The 16,558-nt window shown below is 58.6% G+C and carries 17 protein-coding genes; 5 read left to right on the top strand and 12 right to left on the bottom strand.

Annotated features, from left to right (window positions below; translation table 11 throughout):
- Positions 1 to 3: 3 nt before the first annotated feature.
- The 5 genes from H5T64_03745 to H5T64_03725 all read right to left on the bottom strand — a co-directional run bounded on the left by H5T64_03745 (position 4) and on the right by H5T64_03725 (position 6,132).
- Positions 4 to 1,098, bottom strand: a complete 1,095-nt coding sequence (locus tag H5T64_03745) for a trypsin-like peptidase domain-containing protein (GenBank protein MBC7263455.1) — start codon at positions 1,096 to 1,098, stop codon at positions 4 to 6.
- A 40-nt stretch (positions 1,099 to 1,138) separates the two neighbouring features.
- Positions 1,139 to 1,693 carry a hypothetical protein gene (locus H5T64_03740; protein MBC7263454.1) on the bottom strand — a complete coding sequence of 185 codons (555 nt, stop codon included), beginning with the start codon at positions 1,691 to 1,693 and terminating at the stop codon, positions 1,139 to 1,141.
- Positions 1,694 to 1,816: 123 nt separating this feature from the next.
- A complete protein-coding gene (locus H5T64_03735) occupies positions 1,817 to 2,287 on the bottom strand; it encodes a hypothetical protein (GenBank protein ID MBC7263453.1) in 471 nt (156 codons plus the stop codon).
- 69 nt (positions 2,288 to 2,356) lie between these two features.
- Positions 2,357 to 2,554, bottom strand: a complete 198-nt coding sequence (locus tag H5T64_03730; protein MBC7263452.1) for a hypothetical protein — start codon at positions 2,552 to 2,554, stop codon at positions 2,357 to 2,359.
- Between the two features lie 152 nt (positions 2,555 to 2,706).
- Positions 2,707 to 6,132: an AAA family ATPase gene (locus tag H5T64_03725; GenBank protein MBC7263451.1), complete on the bottom strand. Its 3,426-nt coding sequence runs from the start codon at positions 6,130 to 6,132 to the stop codon at positions 2,707 to 2,709.
- Positions 6,133 to 6,516: 384 nt separating this feature from the next.
- Here H5T64_03725 and H5T64_03720 point away from each other — a divergent pair, with 384 nt between their 5' ends.
- The 3 genes from H5T64_03720 to H5T64_03710 are packed head-to-tail and all read left to right on the top strand — an operon-like array spanning position 6,517 to position 8,336.
- Entirely contained in the window at positions 6,517 to 7,152 is a 636-nt protein-coding gene (locus tag H5T64_03720; GenBank protein ID MBC7263450.1) for a hypothetical protein, read from the top strand.
- A gap of 2 nt (positions 7,153 to 7,154) precedes the next feature.
- A complete protein-coding gene (locus tag H5T64_03715) occupies positions 7,155 to 7,928 on the top strand; it encodes a N(G),N(G)-dimethylarginine dimethylaminohydrolase (protein ID MBC7263449.1) in 774 nt (257 codons plus the stop codon).
- 30 nt (positions 7,929 to 7,958) lie between these two features.
- Positions 7,959 to 8,336: a hypothetical protein gene (locus H5T64_03710; GenBank protein MBC7263448.1), complete on the top strand. Its 378-nt coding sequence runs from the start codon at positions 7,959 to 7,961 to the stop codon at positions 8,334 to 8,336.
- A 110-nt stretch (positions 8,337 to 8,446) separates the two neighbouring features.
- On the opposite strand, the gene H5T64_03705 is transcribed toward H5T64_03710, so the two are convergent.
- The 7 genes from H5T64_03705 to H5T64_03675 all read right to left on the bottom strand — a co-directional run bounded on the left by H5T64_03705 (position 8,447) and on the right by H5T64_03675 (position 14,123).
- Entirely contained in the window at positions 8,447 to 9,004 is a 558-nt protein-coding gene (locus H5T64_03705) for a transposase (protein MBC7263447.1), read from the bottom strand.
- Positions 9,005 to 9,060: 56 nt separating this feature from the next.
- Positions 9,061 to 9,507, bottom strand: a complete 447-nt coding sequence (gene mscL / locus H5T64_03700) for a large conductance mechanosensitive channel protein MscL (protein MBC7263446.1) — start codon at positions 9,505 to 9,507, stop codon at positions 9,061 to 9,063.
- Positions 9,508 to 9,519: 12 nt separating this feature from the next.
- Positions 9,520 to 9,999, bottom strand: a complete 480-nt coding sequence (locus H5T64_03695) for a hypothetical protein (GenBank protein MBC7263445.1) — start codon at positions 9,997 to 9,999, stop codon at positions 9,520 to 9,522.
- Between the two features lie 149 nt (positions 10,000 to 10,148).
- The gene (locus H5T64_03690) at positions 10,149 to 11,186 is read right to left on the bottom strand and encodes a nitrogen fixation protein NifH (GenBank protein MBC7263444.1); all 1,038 of its coding nucleotides are present in this window, start codon (positions 11,184 to 11,186) and stop codon (positions 10,149 to 10,151) included.
- A gap of 208 nt (positions 11,187 to 11,394) precedes the next feature.
- Positions 11,395 to 11,901 carry a PaaI family thioesterase gene (locus H5T64_03685; protein MBC7263443.1) on the bottom strand — a complete coding sequence of 169 codons (507 nt, stop codon included), beginning with the start codon at positions 11,899 to 11,901 and terminating at the stop codon, positions 11,395 to 11,397.
- A 19-nt stretch (positions 11,902 to 11,920) separates the two neighbouring features.
- The gene (locus H5T64_03680; GenBank protein ID MBC7263442.1) at positions 11,921 to 13,072 is read right to left on the bottom strand and encodes a winged helix DNA-binding domain-containing protein; all 1,152 of its coding nucleotides are present in this window, start codon (positions 13,070 to 13,072) and stop codon (positions 11,921 to 11,923) included.
- A 142-nt stretch (positions 13,073 to 13,214) separates the two neighbouring features.
- Positions 13,215 to 14,123: a patatin-like phospholipase family protein gene (locus tag H5T64_03675; protein MBC7263441.1), complete on the bottom strand. Its 909-nt coding sequence runs from the start codon at positions 14,121 to 14,123 to the stop codon at positions 13,215 to 13,217.
- Positions 14,124 to 14,236: 113 nt separating this feature from the next.
- Here H5T64_03675 and H5T64_03670 point away from each other — a divergent pair, with 113 nt between their 5' ends.
- Both H5T64_03670 and H5T64_03665 read left to right on the top strand, forming a co-directional pair.
- Positions 14,237 to 15,202, top strand: a complete 966-nt coding sequence (locus H5T64_03670; GenBank protein MBC7263440.1) for a site-specific DNA-methyltransferase — start codon at positions 14,237 to 14,239, stop codon at positions 15,200 to 15,202.
- Complete coding sequence (locus H5T64_03665) at positions 15,177 to 16,355, top strand: hypothetical protein (GenBank protein MBC7263439.1); 1,179 nt, start codon at positions 15,177 to 15,179, stop codon at positions 16,353 to 16,355. Before H5T64_03670 ends, H5T64_03665 begins: the two co-directional genes overlap by 26 nt.
- Positions 16,356 to 16,558: the final 203 nt, after the last annotated feature.

Below are 16,558 nucleotides of genomic sequence, written 5' to 3'. Positions count from 1 at the left end.
CTTTCAGTCGAAGTGCACACTAGCCTGCCTGATCAGCGGATCATTGCGGAGCGCCCACAGGGCCACGGCCTTGTTGGCTTCGAGATAGCGGCCACTGAAGTGAAGCCCGATAACCTGATTGGTCTCCAGATCCACGACACAAGAGCCGGAATTGCCGCCCAGCGTAGAACAATCGTGGTAAAACAGAGGGCGATCACCGAACACCTCTCGCATCTCACCAGGCTGAAGACGCTTGACGCCGTAGACGTCGTTGAAAATGCGGCGCATGACCTCGGGATCATTCCGGCGGCCGTCCCACTCTGGATAGCCCACCACATAGACTTTGCGGCCCTCCCTCGCGCCCGGCACTTCTGTGGCGATGGTAAGCGGCTCCGGTGGCCCCTCTCCTTGAACCGAGTGGTGGGATGCCCTAAACAGCGCCAGATCAAACTCCTCGTGGATGCCAATCACTTCTGTGAGAGCGTACTCTGCAGATTCGAGAGCGCCCAGTTCTTCGACGTAATCAATGCGTGACTCCATCCCCAGTTCAAATACCCAGTGTCCGCTCTCCCCCAAACGGCAGAATTCCTTTGCCACATGGCGGTTGGTCATCACCACGTCTTCGGCGACGAGGAATCCCGTACCGATCCAATCCAACAATGGATGCCCAGACACCTCGATGCGACCTACGCTCTGGCACGTCTTCTCTATGCTGGCCCGTACCTCTTCCAGGGTCTCCCATCCGCGAGGCGGCGGGAAGAAGCGGCCGTTTTGAATCAAGATCGCGGGCCGACCCACCATCCAGACGATAGCCTCATAACTGTTTGCCTCATCTGGTTCGAGTACGGCGTCCTCGCCCCTGGCGCGGATTTTGCTCACCGCACGCCGAGCCGCACCGACGATCCGCATTCTTTCCCGTTCCGTGGCCACGTCAAGTTCATTGAACTCCATTGGCACAATACCGCGCGATAGCATCCCACGGGCCCGCAATTCGGACTCAGCGACAGGAAAAGCGCGAGAGATGATCGTCTCCGGCTCTTCTGCCAGGACCTCTTCCAACTCATCGAGATCGGGCAAGAGATGCCTTGTTTTCGCTATCAATTCTGCGGTGCGGTCCATCCTCCACCTCCTTAATTTGAATGTGCTTCCTGCTGATGTCTCAAAGCGTAACCATCAAAGGCAGTAAGGCTAGGCTGATCAACAGAAGAATCATCGCATAGGCCAAAAGGGAATATGGGCCAGACTGTCGAACGGACAACGGGTTGCCCCCATTCTGTGCATCGGGATCTGCCGCTCCCCTTACGGTGGTTGGGCTCCTCAATTGTCTGACGTAGATCCGGTACAGCCATACTGTGGAGAGGGCAGCCAGTGAAGCCGATAGCAGGAGGGCGATCTGAAAGCCCCACACCACATAGGGGGGCGTCCCGATTCCTGGTTGAGCGAAGGCGGGCAATGCCATCGCCGCCGCAGTCATGGCCAGCGCCACCTCCAGAATACCGGTTTCGACCGGCGCAATCCAGTACCAGGGTAGGTGCACCGGCGCGACCCGTTCTTGCTCCTCCTCTGAGATTCGCTCCTCTTCGGAAATCAACCGCTGGCGTACCCGTGGCCACACGCAGCGCCGCAGCCAAGGAAGTCCAATCTCCGACAGCAGATTCGCGGCCACGACAAAAACCACAGCGACGACCTGTAGAAGCAACAGATCGGAACTCATTTCCTCACCTCTATAACGTGTGCGAGTAGCACTCGATTGGTATTTTCAGAGGCTCTGAGGTCAACATTTGAGCGGCGCAAGAGTCAGTTGGCACAGCCACCCCTTCAGCAATCCCCTGTTAGACTATCGCCTAAAGGAGCCCTTCACACATCCGTACATGTGACCAGCCGCTCCGCCAATCAATGTTCCACCGTAGGCGGCAAGTGATCCTGGCAGCCTAACGGGTTTCAAGGGGCCCTTGGAGTAGCGCCAAACCGTTGTGGCATTTCTCATCGCATCACGGTGTATCGCCCTGGACGGCATATCGGCGGCGCAATTGATGAAACTGCGTCCCCAAGGTGTGGCCTCTTCACCTGATTCTTCTGCCAGGCTCAACATATAGTCGGCGAGTTTCTGGCTGAGCGCCAGAATGTCATTCTGGATGTCCTCGGGAAAGATATCCAGGCCCATCGCTTCCTTGAGGTCTGCGGGCAGTTGATCTGCAGTGAGTGGCCGGAGCCCAGCCGCTTCCTGCTCTCTGAAGGCCATGTAATCCTTGGCCGCTGCTACAAGTTCCGCAGTGAACTCTTCTTCTGTAAACTCTTGTTCTTCCACTGGAAACCTCCTCTTGTAATTTGATATTTCTTGCGCCGCTCAAATGCCAGTCTTAGCCAACGCATCGCTTTACTTGTTTTCTCCCTCCCCCAGCGCGACAAAATTATCCATGAACTCCAACATCTCCGTCAGTTTGGTGAAGGCACGCCGCTGGCCGCTTTGTATGTGCTCGATCCATCCTCGCCATTGAGGGGTGTTGCCCCCTGTCTCTCGCCAGAGACGAACGACGAACGTGTGGTTGCCAGGCAAAGGGGCTACAGTGCTCATCATGGGCTCCTTTATCGTGGATCGTAAGCGGAAACGAAAATGCTGCCAATGTTTGGTGGCAGCATAACAGAGGCCTATCAAAAATCTATCTCAAGGCTTGGGGTTTTATTCGCACGCACCGGTCAGCACGTAGGGCAAGATGGCATCTTGCCCTACAAATGCCTTGTCTCCAGACAGGCTAAGGCGTGCTGGCTACGGGCCAATTCAAAGGGGACGGGGGGACCGGACAGGATGGCCACACTGCGTCGCAGCAGAGCCAGGGCGTCCTCTAATAATCCCTGGGCGGCGGCGACTTCGCCTGCCAACCGGAACAGCATCCCCTGCGCCTCCACGTCCTCCGATGCGGCCAGGGTGCGTCCCTCCCGCAACCATTGGCCGGCTCCTACTGCATCGCCGCGGGCCAGGGCTACCCCGGCCAGGCCACAACAGATGCGCGGTAGGAAGCGCCGGTCATCGGTAGCACGCCCGAGCGCCAGGGCATCGCTGTAGGCTGCTTCGGCGGCCGGCCAATCTCCGGCTGCAGCGTGGACGTCACCCGCCGTCAGGTGGATCAACAGGCACAGTTCGCGATGACGAATGGCTTGGGCCAGTGCCCCGCCTTCAGACAGATGGGTCAGCGCCTCGTCCAGAGCGCCGCGCTGATAGGCGGACAGCCCCAAGCGCCATAGGACCGCCGCTTGCTCCCACCGGCTGCCCAGGGTCCGGAAGATATCCAGGGCCTGCCCCCAGAGCGCCTGCGCCTGATCCAGTTCGCCGCGCCGCAGGTACACCATCCCGCGTTGGGTCAGGCTGGCGCCGATGCCCAGGGGCTGTTCTAAGTCGCGGAAGATGGCCTCAGAGGCTTCGAAATGCGCGGCCGCCTCCGCCAGTTCGTAGCGCATCCCATAGACTAGCCCCCATAGGAGATGTGTCCATCCCTCATCCTCTCGGTTGCCCACCTGGCGGAAACAGTCCAGGGCGCGGCCATAATAGGCGTCGGCAGCGGCGAACTGCGCACGGCGGTAATGGATGCGGCCCAACGCCCAGCGAGCAAGCCCTCCCTGGTTCAGGTCGTCGATCTCCTGGCTCAGGGCCAGGACTTGCTGCGAAAGGGTCTCGGTCTCAGCGGGATCGTCGCCGGCATCGTAGGCTGTGCGTGCCAAGCGGTGGAGGGCTTCGGCCAGGCCGGTGCGATCCTGCAGAGCCTGGTACTGTGTTGCCGCCTGGCGGAAGTAGTCTTTGGTCACGACGAAGTCGCCCGCCTCAAGAGCAGTGCGCCCCAGCGCGCACAAGAGATCGGCGCGGGCTGCCCGATCGCCCAGGGCATTGGCCCAACGCAGGCCCTCTTGCAAGGCGGCCTCCGCTGATTCCCTTTCACCCAAGAGAAACAAAACGTTTCCTTTGCCCAGACAAAGGCGCGTATAAATCTCGGCCAATGGTGGCGCACTGGCTGGCGTCAGACCAGCATCGTCCAGGAGGGTACGGCTCTGGCGATACCAGTGTAGAGCCTCGCGCCGAGCATAGTGGGATAGAGCTTGGTCGCCAGCCTCCAGGCCGTAGCGTGCAGCCAATGTGGGGTCGTGGCCACGGCCATGGTAGAAGTGATAGGCTAAGGCCGACACCGGCGGGCGCGGTAACTTGTCGGCCAGTTGCTGTAGGGCGTGACCCACCAAACGGTGCAGATGCCGCCGACGATGGTGATGCAAAGCCTGATATACTACCTCGCAGATGAGATCGTGATCGAAAATATAATCGCGTTGCCCTGGGTTCTCGCGCACGAGGTGGTAGCGCAAGAGGTCATCCAGGGCCTGCAAGGTTGCTTCCTCGCCCCTGCCCCAGGCTGCCTCCAGCAAGTCCAGATCGAACTCACGTCCGGCCACGGCTGCCAAATTGAGCAGGTCGCGTGCCTCTGGGGTGATTCGGGCAGCCCGATCCAAGATGAGGGCGCGCACCGACGGGGGAATGGGTAGCGTCAGCGCGTCTATTTTCGTTCCCGCATCCAGGTTCCCACTTTCCGCCAGGGCACGCAATGTCTCGATGAGGAAAAAGGGATTGCCACCCGTGGCCTGGTAGAGATGTTGGGCCAGAGACACACCTCGATCCTCCAGGTCGGTGAGAGCGCCGATGAAATGAGTTACCGCCTCGGCGGACAGGCGGTCCAATCGGATGTCGGAGAGCAATCTCTCGCGGCTCAGTTCGCGCGCTATGCCGACCAGAGGGTGTTCAGCGGTTATGTACTCATGTCGGTAAGTGCCCACCAGCAACAGGCGTTTATCGCCCAGGTGCCGGGCCAGGTAATGGAAGAAGGCCAGCATCGGTTCGCCAGCCCAATGCAGGTCCTCCAGTACCAGTAGTAAGGGCATCTGGGCAGACATCACCGCGAGGAAGTCGGTGAGGGCGATAAATAGGCGGGCCTGGGCGTGGGCGGGCGCAAGGGGTGCGGGTGGAGGAAGGTCTGGGCAGCGTTGGCGTAAGGCGGGCACGAGCCAGGATACCTCGGCCAGCATCCAGGGGGATAGCGTGTCCAGGCGCAGGCGAGGCACAAACCGCAGGCCAGCCTCAAGCGCTTCGGTCAAAGGTTGATAAGGCAGCGAACCCGGATATTCATAGCAACACCCCCACAGCGCGAGGCTATCGCGCCAGCCGGTGGACTGGGCCAGTTCGGTGACCAGACGGGTCTTCCCCACACCGGCCTCGCCACTCACCAGGATCGTCCGACCGTGTCCGGCGACTGCCTCCTGCCAGGCTGCCAAGAGAAGGCCCAATTCGCGGTCACGTCCCACCAAAGGTGGCACTTGGAGCGATGCCTGCCGGGGGCTTGGGCGCACAGTCGGACCGATGTCCATCTCCTCGCCGGTGGGCCAAGGGCCATGAAACAGGGGACGGCATAGAGCCAACGTCTCGGGGCTGGGTTCCACACCCAGTTCGGCTTTCAGCAGGGTCAGGCAGCGATTGCACTGGCGCACCGCCGCCACCGTGTCACCCAGAGTCAGATGCAGATAGATTACCAGACGATGGATGTCTTCGCGCAGGGAGTCATAATGTAACAATTGTTGCGCGTAATTCAGAGCGTCGGCGTATTTGCCCTCTCGCTGACAGGCCAGCGCCAAGCGTGCCAGTGCTTCCAGGAACGCCGCTTCCAGGCGGTAGCGTTCCTCTATCACCCAATCGTCGTAGAATCCGGCGAGAAAATCCCCGCGGTAGAGGGATACAGCCTGCTGCAAGCGCACCAACTGTGCAGGGTTTTCGGTTCCGCCCGGCGGCAGTGAGGAAAGCAACGACTCAAATTCGGCCACATCCAGCCAGTAGGCGCTACGGGAATTGAATTGCACCTCCTGAGCGCTGGTGAAGAGATAATCGCCAGAGGGCAACACGCGGCGGATTTGCCAGAGGGCGGTATTGAGGTTGCGGCGTGCTCGTGCCTCCGGCACATCGGGCCAAAACATACCCGCTAGCCGGGCCCGGCGTTGGGTACGGTGGCAGTGCATCACCAAATAGGCCAGCAACGACTGCGATTTCTGCGTTGCGGGCAGGGGCAGCAGCTGGTCTTCGTCGAACAGCGCCAGTGGCCCCAGAAAAGACAGGCACAGGAGGGCCATGTGTGCTCCTCCAAGAGGCTAAGGCATGAGCGAATGCAGGGGCTGTCAAGATCGTACCATACATTTTACACCAGGCCCCGTCCCTGGTCAAACGATGCCGAAAATCGCGCTCATCGTTCAGCAGCCGTTGTACTCATCGTTCAGCGGCAGTTGTACTGCCGCGCGGTACAAGGCGACCCGCAGTGCAACTGCGGGAGAACATAAGATGCCGTGAAAAGGCAACCCTCATCGTTCAGCGGTAGTTATACTGCCCATCGTTCAGCGGCAGTTGTACTGCCGCGCTGACCAGGGCAACCCGCAGTGCAACTGCGGGGGAACATAAGGCTTCACCTCGCTCGGCTCGCCAGCGGCCACAGCACCGCCCGACCAAGGAGGCGCGTACTTATGTCCGTTTTGAACCGCATCGCCTACTTTCAAAACCGACGCGACGAAGTTCCCAATCAGGAACTGGCCAGAGACCTGGCCGAGAAAAGGGATCGGCAGGGCATACAGGAAATCGCTCGTAACCTGTGGAACGAGAACCAGAACATTCAGAGCGACCGCCTGAAAGTCCTGTACGAGATCGGCTATCTCGAACCCGGGCTAATAGCAGACTATGTGGGCGATTTCCTGCGACTATTGCAGAGCAAGAACAACCGCATGGTTTGGGGGAGCATGATCGCTCTGTCCACCATCGCGGCGATCCGTGCAGATGAGATATACCCACACGTCGGAGAAATCCAGCGCCTGATGGAACAGGGCTCGGTCATCACGCGAGACAACGGGGTCAAGATCCTTGCCGCCATCGCCTCCACGAGGGACGAATATCGAAAAGCCATATTCCCCTATCTGCTGGAGCACCTGGAAACCTGCCGTCCCAAGGATGTCCCACAACATGCGGAAAGCACCGCTGTGGCAGTGAACGCCAGCAACCGGGACGATTTCCTCCGGGTCCTGGAAAGCAGGATGACGGAGATGAGGAGTTCGCAAGCATCACGACTGAAGAGGGTGATGAGAGAGGCAGAAAGGCGAGCGGCCTGACCATGCGTTTCACCCACGCCATCGTCCGCCCACCCGCCCCTAACTTTGCCGACGGTCTGACCACTGCCGGCCTAGGGCCGCCGGACTACGAGTTGGCCCTCAAACAACACGAGCGGTATTGCTTCGCCTTGCAGCAGTGCGGTCTCGCCCTCACTCGCTTGCCACCCGACCCATCCCACCCCGACTCCACTTTCGTGGAGGATACCGCCATCCTGACCCCACGTGGCGCTATGCTCACCCGCCCAGGCGCACCCAGCCGGCTGGGAGAAGTGGCGGGCATGCGCGAGATCCTCACCCGGTTCTACCCCACCTTGGCCTCCATTCAAGCCCCTGGAACGCTGGACGGCGGTGACGTCTGCGACGCCGAGGGGCATTTCTTCATTGGCATATCGGAGCGCACCAACGAAGAGGGAGCGCAGCAGTTGGCGGAGTGGCTGGCGCAGCTCGGATATGCATCTACCAGCGTGGACATCCGCAGGCTGCCGGGCCTACTTCACCTGAAAAGCGGCTTAGCGTACTTGGGCGACAACCGGCTGGTGGTCGTGGACACTCTGGCAGACCAAGCGGCATTCCACGGCTACGAACTGGTGCGTGTACCAGTAGGCGAGGAGTACGCGGCCAATTGCGTGCGGGTCAACGAACACGTATTGGTAGCTGCCGGCTATCCTATGTTGGAGACGCTCATCCGCAACCTGGGGTATCCGGTGATCGTGCTGGATGTCTCCGAGTACCGCAAGATGGATGGCGGCTTGAGTTGTCTGTCGCTGCGGTTCTGAAGGCAGCAGAGCGCAAAAGGAAATATAACTATGAGAACGCTGCGCTCCCGTTATAGTGCTGTAGTTTGCCTGAGCCTTTTGCTATTGATGGCGTGTGGCCCCCTCCCTGGAGGAGCGACTTCTAAGCCATCGCCAGTACCTCCATTAGCGCCCGTCAAGATAGATTCAACCACCTTCACAGTAGATGGCAAGCAATTCCGATTCATCGGGGCCATATTCGGCGGCTCAGCGGGCCTTCGGTCTGGCGCAGCAATCGGCGCGCTTATTTTCGGCGTCGGAGGCTTTCTGTCCGGCCTCTTTGCTATGGGCAGGGGCAGCAGCCCCGAAGAGCGAGAGGAATTCAAGCAAGGGATCCGGGATCTGCCGGGGACGCTGTACCGCTTTCTAAAGAAAGTGGTCAAAGCCTAAGCCCCAGCCTGGCGAAGTATTACACAAGCCTTGCGAGGGTTTGGAACCCTCGCAAGGCTGTAGAGCAAGGCTGTAGAGAGAAGGTTTCCAACCTTCGCAAGGCTATCCCATCAATCCAGGTAATACGCGCGGAGTTTTTGCTCCAGTAGTGGGTTTATCTCGCTCAACACGAATGCCTCATAATCGGCTGCGGTGTGGAAAAACTGCCGCACAAATGCACGGTCCACAAGAGTACCATCGCGTCGTTCGACCCATTCAAGATAGTTGCTGTAGGGCCACTCCCCTGGATGCGCAACCAGTCCAGCCTGAACAGGGTTCAAGTGAATGTAGCGACAGAGGTGAAGAATGTATTCTTCAGTATCCACCAGGACGCTTTTTGCGCGTCCCTCGAACAGCGTGCCGCTACGTTTCTGTTGTTTGTTAAATGCCTGGGTGTAGCTACTGAAAAGGCGTTGGATAAATGGTGAGAGGACGTTGTCTTCTTCTGGGCGCAATAAGAAATGGTAATGGTTGGGCATGAGACAGTATGCGATCATGCTCAGCGGGTAGCCGGCTAGAAATAGTTTGGTGCGTTTTAGCAAGAATAGGTAATTGCCTGGGTTGGCAAAAATACGCCCTCGATTGCTGCCTCGGTTGTAGACGTGGTAATAGTGGCCTGCTAAGTGCATGTTTGATCTAATCCTCTGAGCCCTAAGTCTTGCGAGGGTTTGGAACCCTCGCAAGACTATGTTTTTGCCGCCTTCAGTTCCGAAGTGCAATACGCGCAGCGCGTGGCTTGGATGGGGATGGTGGAGAGGCAATAGGGGCACTCTTTGGTAGTGGGCGCGGCTGGCGGTGCCTCGGGCTGCCACAATCGGTTGACCTGTCGGATCAATAGGAAGACGGCGAAGGCCACGACGATGAAATCGATCACGGTGTTGAGGAATACGCCGTAGTTGATAGTGGCTGCTCCAGCCGCTTTCGCATCTGCCAGCGAGGTGTAGGGCCGGCCCGACAGATTGATGAACAGGTTGGAGAAATCCACCTTGCCCAGCAACAGCCCGATGGGCGGCATCAAAACGTCGTTCACAAGTGAAGTGACGATTTTGCCGAAAGCCCCGCCGATGATGATGCCCACGGCCATATCCAACACGTTCCCCCGCATAACGAACTTTTTGAACTCCTCCAACATTTCCGTCCCTCCTCAGATATCTTTATGACCCCCTCCCGCAGGCCCAGAAACCACGGGAGGTTTTTGTCTTTCCCACAGTTCCACATCACCACTCACCACCCTGAAAATCGGATGGGGCTCGATCTCCCTGATCCCCGCGACTTTTTGATACCGCTCGGGGTCCCTCGTCCTCAGCCGATCCATTAGGAGCGCGAATTCAAAGCGGATCTGCCCATCAGAAACTTCTATCGGCGCAACTTCCCTCTGAACAACCGATATTTTGTCGGCGGCAAAATGGTACCCCCTGCCGGCAGCCTCTTGGTACACACAATACAGGTAGAAGCCGATTGCGGACATAGGCTCCGGGTGTCGTCTGAATCTCTCCAACTGGGGATGGTTTCTGTATCCGCTGGTTTCACCGGCTAATACCTTCTGCGCCAGAAGCGACTCCCTCCAAAGCGCCAATAAGCCCTGGCGGTCCAGATATTGGGGATGAATAGACCACAAACGCATGATCCGAACCTGTATTATGTGAAGTTATTCTCTTTTCCTTCGATGTAGCCAATAACAGCACCGATGAACGCCATAGTCCCAATCCAGTATTCGGGTTTCATCGTTGTTTGATCCCCTTCCCCAGCGATGGGGCAAGTTGGCAACTTGTCCTACTCCCTCGCCACCCCACGCTGCCTGAGCACCCGCAGGGCCCGCAGGGTCACCCACTTGCTAGGTTGGCCCTTCCGCTCGATGTCCACCCAGGTCTTGCCATTATAGGTGTACTTCATCGCCCAGCGGCCGTCCTCGTCCTGCTTGCTCAGCACCAGGTCCACGGCTGCGGCCAGGCGCGGATCGGCGCCGTGGCCGAGTGCCGCCAGTGCTTCCAGGTTTTGCAACACGTCGGTAACGTAGAACACCGGAAAGCCGAACTGAAACCAACTACCGCTCGGTTTAGTGGCCCAGCCCATCGGATAGTCGGCGACGGCAGGGTCGCGACTGAACAGGAATTCGACGCCGGTTTCGATGGCCGCCCGGATAACTGGGGTGCGAGCCGCCTCGGGGACTTTGCCGAGGGCAAGCATCACCTTGACCGCGCCCCAGGCGCAGGGGAGATTGTTGTTGGCGGTGCAACGGAAGCCCGGTCCAGAAGTGCCCGATTTGTAATAGCGCAGCGGCGCATCCTGTTTCTCGGCCGGGGCGATGCCCTGGCCGGTAACGGCGCGGGCCAACCAGTCCAGGGCCCGATCCAGCCGCTCATCCCCCAACCAGCCCAGGTCCAACAGCGCCGCACCCAGATTCCCACCCAGGCAGAGGATGGCAGCGGAGGGTGTGCCATTGACGGAGAACGCGCCGGTGGAGGCGATGGCATGATTCAGAAGGTAATCGGCGGCCCGGCGCACGCGGGGGTCATCGCCGCCGGCGCCCAGTTGCGCCAACATAATCACCGACCACACTGTGCCGCGGTACTTGGGGCCGTAGCCAGAGCCAGGCTTCATCCAGTAGCCCTCGGGCTCCTGGGCCTCCAGAATGCGCGGCACCGGGCCGGTGGACATCACCGCCCGTTGAGCATCCAGCACCTCGGGGTCATCCTCCGGTCGGTCGAGCAACTCGGTGAGGGTGAAATAGCGCACCCCCGGGTTCTCAGGGTCCGACTCCAACAGCCATGGCAATGGGTCGCCACTCAAAAGTTCCATCCACTCTTGCATCTTGCCTCCTGCCTCTTGCATCCTGCCTCCTGCATCTTGCATCCTGCCTCCTGCACCCTGCTTTATATCACCCTGGAACCTTGCGAAGGTTTGGAACCTTCGCAAGAATCCCGCCGTCGAATCAAATTCGACGGCCACGCTTGTCAAGTCCCTACCGGACCGCTCGCTTGGCTCGTAGGACAAGTTGGCAACTTGCCCTTACGGGTGGCTAAATATCAACCTCTGCCGGGTCATCGGGCAGGCAAGTCACCCGCCATTCCTGCTCCTGAGCATCGAAAGCCGTTATCTTCCCGGGCGGCAACTTGAGGTATTTGCCCCATCCCTCGGCCGCGATAGTCCCATCCGGCAGCAGTATTTCGCCCGCGCCCTCGAAAAACCGCCTGGCGTCCACTGTGATCCGACCCACGGCGCGCAATTGCGTAGCCACGGGGATCGGCTTTCGATACCGCGTGGTAAACTCAATGGTCACGCCCCACACTTCTTCATTATGTCGAATCATGATGGCGCGGCCGATGGTTTCATCGAGGATCGCGGTGGCGATGCCGCCATGCACACGGTCTGGGTAACTCTGGTGTATCGCCGCCGGCGTGAAAACCGCCAACACTTCGCCGTTGTCCAATTCGTAGAAGGAGGCGTGCAGCCCGAATTCGTTTTTCAGCCCGCAAACGAAGCACATCTTGGAATTGGGCTGCTTTCTCTGGACGCGGTGACGCATTTCGCAACCCCTTTCCCTCTCATATCCGTCCGAACGTCTTGATATAGTAACCTATCTCTCGCTCATAGCCGTGGCGCTCCAGGCGCTTGGCCATGCGAGGGGATTCGTCATGGTTGGGGGCGTAGATGCGGATGGGAACCCGCCCGCCGGAGACATAGGACTCGATAGCAGCCAGAGCCTGATCGAAGAGATCATCGCCAGCCTCGATCTCGGGGTGCAGGTTCAGGCTCTCGATCCAGACATAATGGCGCCGCGGATGTCCCCAGGTCGCGCCCGCGATCTCCCCATCCATCACCAGGACGGCGTGGCAGAGGGGCAGCGATGCAGTGCGGTAGCGTTCGATGACGGAAGACCATTGGGGCAGTACAAAGGGGTCGTTGGGGGGCAAAGCGGTGAGGAAATGGGGCAGATCAGGCTGCTCCTGCAATTCGTCCAGGTCACCAGGCGGGACATACAGGGTATCGGGCTGGCCTTTCACCTTCAGTTGGGTGAGCGTCCCCCCACTGAGCAGTGGGGCCAGGGCCCGGTTCACCTCAGCAGCGCCCCAACCAGACCATTCTACCATGTGCCGTAGGCTGGCCGCTCCGAAGGCAATCACGAAGCGGCGCAGAGCCTCCCCGCGAGCCGACAATGGGTCCCAATCGCTGTGCTCCACCATCGGGTAGGCAGCAGACATAAGCGCCCAGGGATTGTCCCATTCGGCATCCTGCGGCATCTGCACGATGAGGAAACTGCGGCTCAGGGCAGTGAGCACACGGGTGAACAGACGGACATCCCAGCCCAGCAACTCCTGCAACTGGGATTTGCGCAGCGGCCCCAAGCGGCGCAGGAGGGCCAAGAAGCGCTCAGCCTCGGTGGCCAGGCTGCGGGGGCAGAAGACGCGGAAAGCGGCGGCGTAGAGGGGCAGATCGTCGGTGGCGACACAGGCGATTTGGCCGGACACGAAGTGGCCCTCGACAATGCGGTGGGCGCGGCGCAACTCGCGGTACCAGAGAGGTTGATAGCCGTCCACACGGCTGTCGAAATAGGGCGATCTGCTGGATGGCGCTAGGGGAAGGGGCTGGAGGTCACGGATGATGTGTTGGACGTCGGTCTCGCCTTTGCCGTGAGCGTCGGGCGAAAGGTGCTGGCGCCGGGCGCGCAGGGCAACGAGTTTTTGAACGGAGATCATGCACTCCTCGGTAGCAATGTTGTCAAGGAGATTATAATCCCTGCACCAGGATAATGCAAAACCTCACCTCTACCCCCGCACCCCCTTCCCCTCTCCGCCTGCGGAGAGGGGAAGGGGGCTAGGAGGATGGGGTGAGGTATCCTCAGCGGCGGGATAGGCGAGTCAGAGCGCGTTGCAGGGGGCGGCGGATTTGCCCCCAGAGGTCACGCCGCGGTGGGGTAACAATGAGCGGCTTGCCGGTCTCCAGGTAGGTCCGCATGGCAGCGCGACCTGCCTTCACCATCTCGGCGGCCTGGCTCATATCCCACATCGGGATGCCCTGGAACTGGCAGACGGCAACCAGGTGCAGGGTCACGCCGGGTCTCTGGCGGCAACGTTCCAAGTCGCAGAGCAACTGCTGGTAGGTCATCGCGTTCAGGGTCTGCTCGACGATGGGCAGGATACCCCGTACCTCGCCCACCGTCTCCCCGCAGTACTCCACGGTGACGGCGTAGATCTCGGTGGCGCCGCGGTCCAGGGCCACGCCAATGGGCAGCCCGGCCACGGCCGCACCGTCCACGTATTGGTAGCCCTCGCATTCCCAGGGCGGGAAGTAGGGTGGCAGAGCGGTGCTGGCCATCAGGCCATCCAGGATCAGGTCATCGGGGTCATCTCCGAAGACCCGGAGGGTCCCGGTATTCAGATTGGTGCCGGTGACGTAGGCGCGGGCGGCCAGGTCCCCGAAGCGGCGCACGCCGGGTGGAAGTCGGGAGGCGATAAACTGGCGCAAGCCATCGTTGTCAAAGAGGCCGTCGCGACGGCCCAGGAGCCGCGCAGCAGCCAGGACGGGGTTGCGAGGGAAGATGTCCTCGGCGCGGGCGCTCAGCCAGGCGCTGCTCAGCCGCTGGGCGTTGGCCAACGTGGACTCGGTGGCCAAGAAGACGGCGTTCAGCGCCCCGGCTGAGGTGCCGACGTACATCTCCGGAATGATGCCGTGTTCGAATAACTCTTGGGCGGCGCCGGCCTGGATTGCGCCACGGCAGCCGCCCCCGCTAAGTACGAGTGCGAGCATAACTGCCACCTTCCTTTGACATAGAATCGCTATTGCGATTATAATGTGTATGCGAGGCGCTGGCAAGGCAGGCTAGCGGTGGGTATCCGATAGTCGCAAAGGAATGAGCCCGGATGGACGAGATTTTACTGAAATCCTGTGAGAAAATGGATGAATTGGCAGATGGTCAAGTAGATTTGATCATCACTTCCCCTCCGTATTGGAACGCAATTGACTACGATGTTCACGTTCAAGACGAGACCAGCTGGTATCGCACGCGAAAAGGCGATGCTTACGAGAAGTACCTGGCCTGGTTAAACACTTGCTTCCAAGAATGTTATCGCGTTCTGAAGCCAGGGAGGTTCTGCTGTGTGGTGATCGGCACTGTCCTGTTTAATGGAAAGCACTATCCCTTGCCTCAACATTTCGTGTCTTTGATGGAAAAACTGGGCTTTGAGTTTCATCAGGATATTGTCTGGCACAAAGTTACAGGGGGAGTGAAAAGGGCAGGGGTCACAATACAACACCCGTATCCTGGCTATTACTGTCCCAATATCATGACAGAGTATATCCTTATCTTCCGAAAACCGGGCCCCAAAATTTATCGCGGGAAAACCCATACAGAAAAAGAGCACAACAGAATCCCAATTGATGACCTGTTCACCAAAGAATTGGCCAACAACGTCTGGCACATTGCGCCCGTTCCTCCTAACCAGTACGAGCATCCCTGCCCCTTTCCTGAAGAGATCCCTTATCGGCTGATTAGCCTCTTCTCTTACCCAGGTGATTTGGTGTTAGATCCATTTCTGGGTATTGGAACCACAACAAAGGTGGCTCGCGCCCTCGAACGGCACTGGATTGGCTACGAAGTGAAGGAAAAGTACGTGCAAATCGCCAAGCAACGGCTAAATGAACCTCTGAACCTCAGAGAACAGCTCATTGCCGTTTTCGAGAAATTGCCTGTGTATGAAGGAGCCCAAAAGGGTACTGCAAAGCGAAGCCAGAAGACACGCGCACGTCAATCGCCCCAGCAAAGTTTGTTCGACCTTGCTTTCCGGGAAAAGGGCGGTAAATATGATTCGGAACCAGATTCAGAGTAACGAACTCGTACTCGAGATTGCCCACCTGGGACGACAACATCCCTCCCCTCCGCCGTTGAGCGAGTTCTTCCCCTTTCGTCACTACCTAAGCCAGGATGGTTCCCTGATGGGGCTGGATGAAATTGATGGGTTATGGACTCGCAGAGAGGTCTTGACCAGATTCTTACTTTTGAGTGCAGTCTTGGATCAAGGCCCAGATCTCGAAGGCGTTCGACTATTAGTGAAAAGTGTAGTGAACGATCTGTATCGAAGAGAGATCCGCATCTTTCATAAGCCATTAGAATTCTTCAGGGAATTTGGAATCTCCATTGACAGGATTTTGCAAGAGCATGATAGCATCAAAGAGATCCGAGCAGATGATTGGGCCCGCGTGAATAAAACCAGCGCCAATAAGTACAATCTGTTCCTGGACAACTCAAAACAAGCTCTGAATTATGCTGTCTCGCGATGGGGCACTGCATTGTGTCTCCCTCTGCTGTTGGAAAAAGAGAGGAGCCAGGAGGACACGATTGAACCCCTTGTGGATTACTTTGAAAGTTGGCCCTCTGCCGAGATTATGAGCCAGCAGATAAAGGATCACAGGCGCTATGGCCTGGGCAAAGCAATAGGAGATAAAGCAGGCCATTTGTTCGCCAAATGGTACGTTTACACTTTCAGGTTGGTGAAAAGGAAAGGCAACACCTGGGGGCCTCTCTCGCATGAATTGCCACTGGACAGCAATGTGGGACGCGTCTTATTCCGCACCGGATTCTTACTTGACTGGGCAAGCATAGAAGACTATGAAAGATGGAACGTCATTCAGAGGGGCAAGGGAAAAGGCGGATTAGACTACCTGCGGGTAACGAACATCCGGGGTAAGAAATCGACTCGTGCCGAGATATCGGGTGAGTTTGGAGAGGCATATAAATCTGTCGTGCTGGAGCACTTGGCAGTGCAACGAAGAGTCCCAACAAAAATCGAGATCCAAAGAATCCCGAATGCACTCCTCTTGGACTCCGGCTACGCTATCGGCGATTTGGATGATGGCCTCGTACACATTGGCACAAACTACTGCTTTAACCATGACGTGCCGAGGTGCACGGACTGTCCGATCAATGGCATGTGCCGGGGATATCAGACAGCCCAGGATTTGATCACTCGCTACAGGACTTAGACTCCTATACCAACTGCCCTTCAGCGCACGAAATAGGCGTAAATCCGTTCCCCTGCAGTTGCACTGCGGGGCTATCCGCAACATCGAGTGCCAAGCAATACGAGTCGCGGCAGTGCAACTGCCGCTGAACATAAGTGCAACGGCCACAAATCTGTTCCCCCGCAGTTGCACTGCGGGGGTATCCGCAACATCGAGTGCCAAGC

Source organism: Chloroflexota bacterium, assembly GCA_014360825.1.
Classification (GTDB): Bacteria; Chloroflexota; Anaerolineae; order UBA2200; family JACIWT01; genus JACIWT01.
Note: the sequence above shows the minus strand (reverse complement) of the source record. Positions and strands in the feature narration are given on the sequence as shown.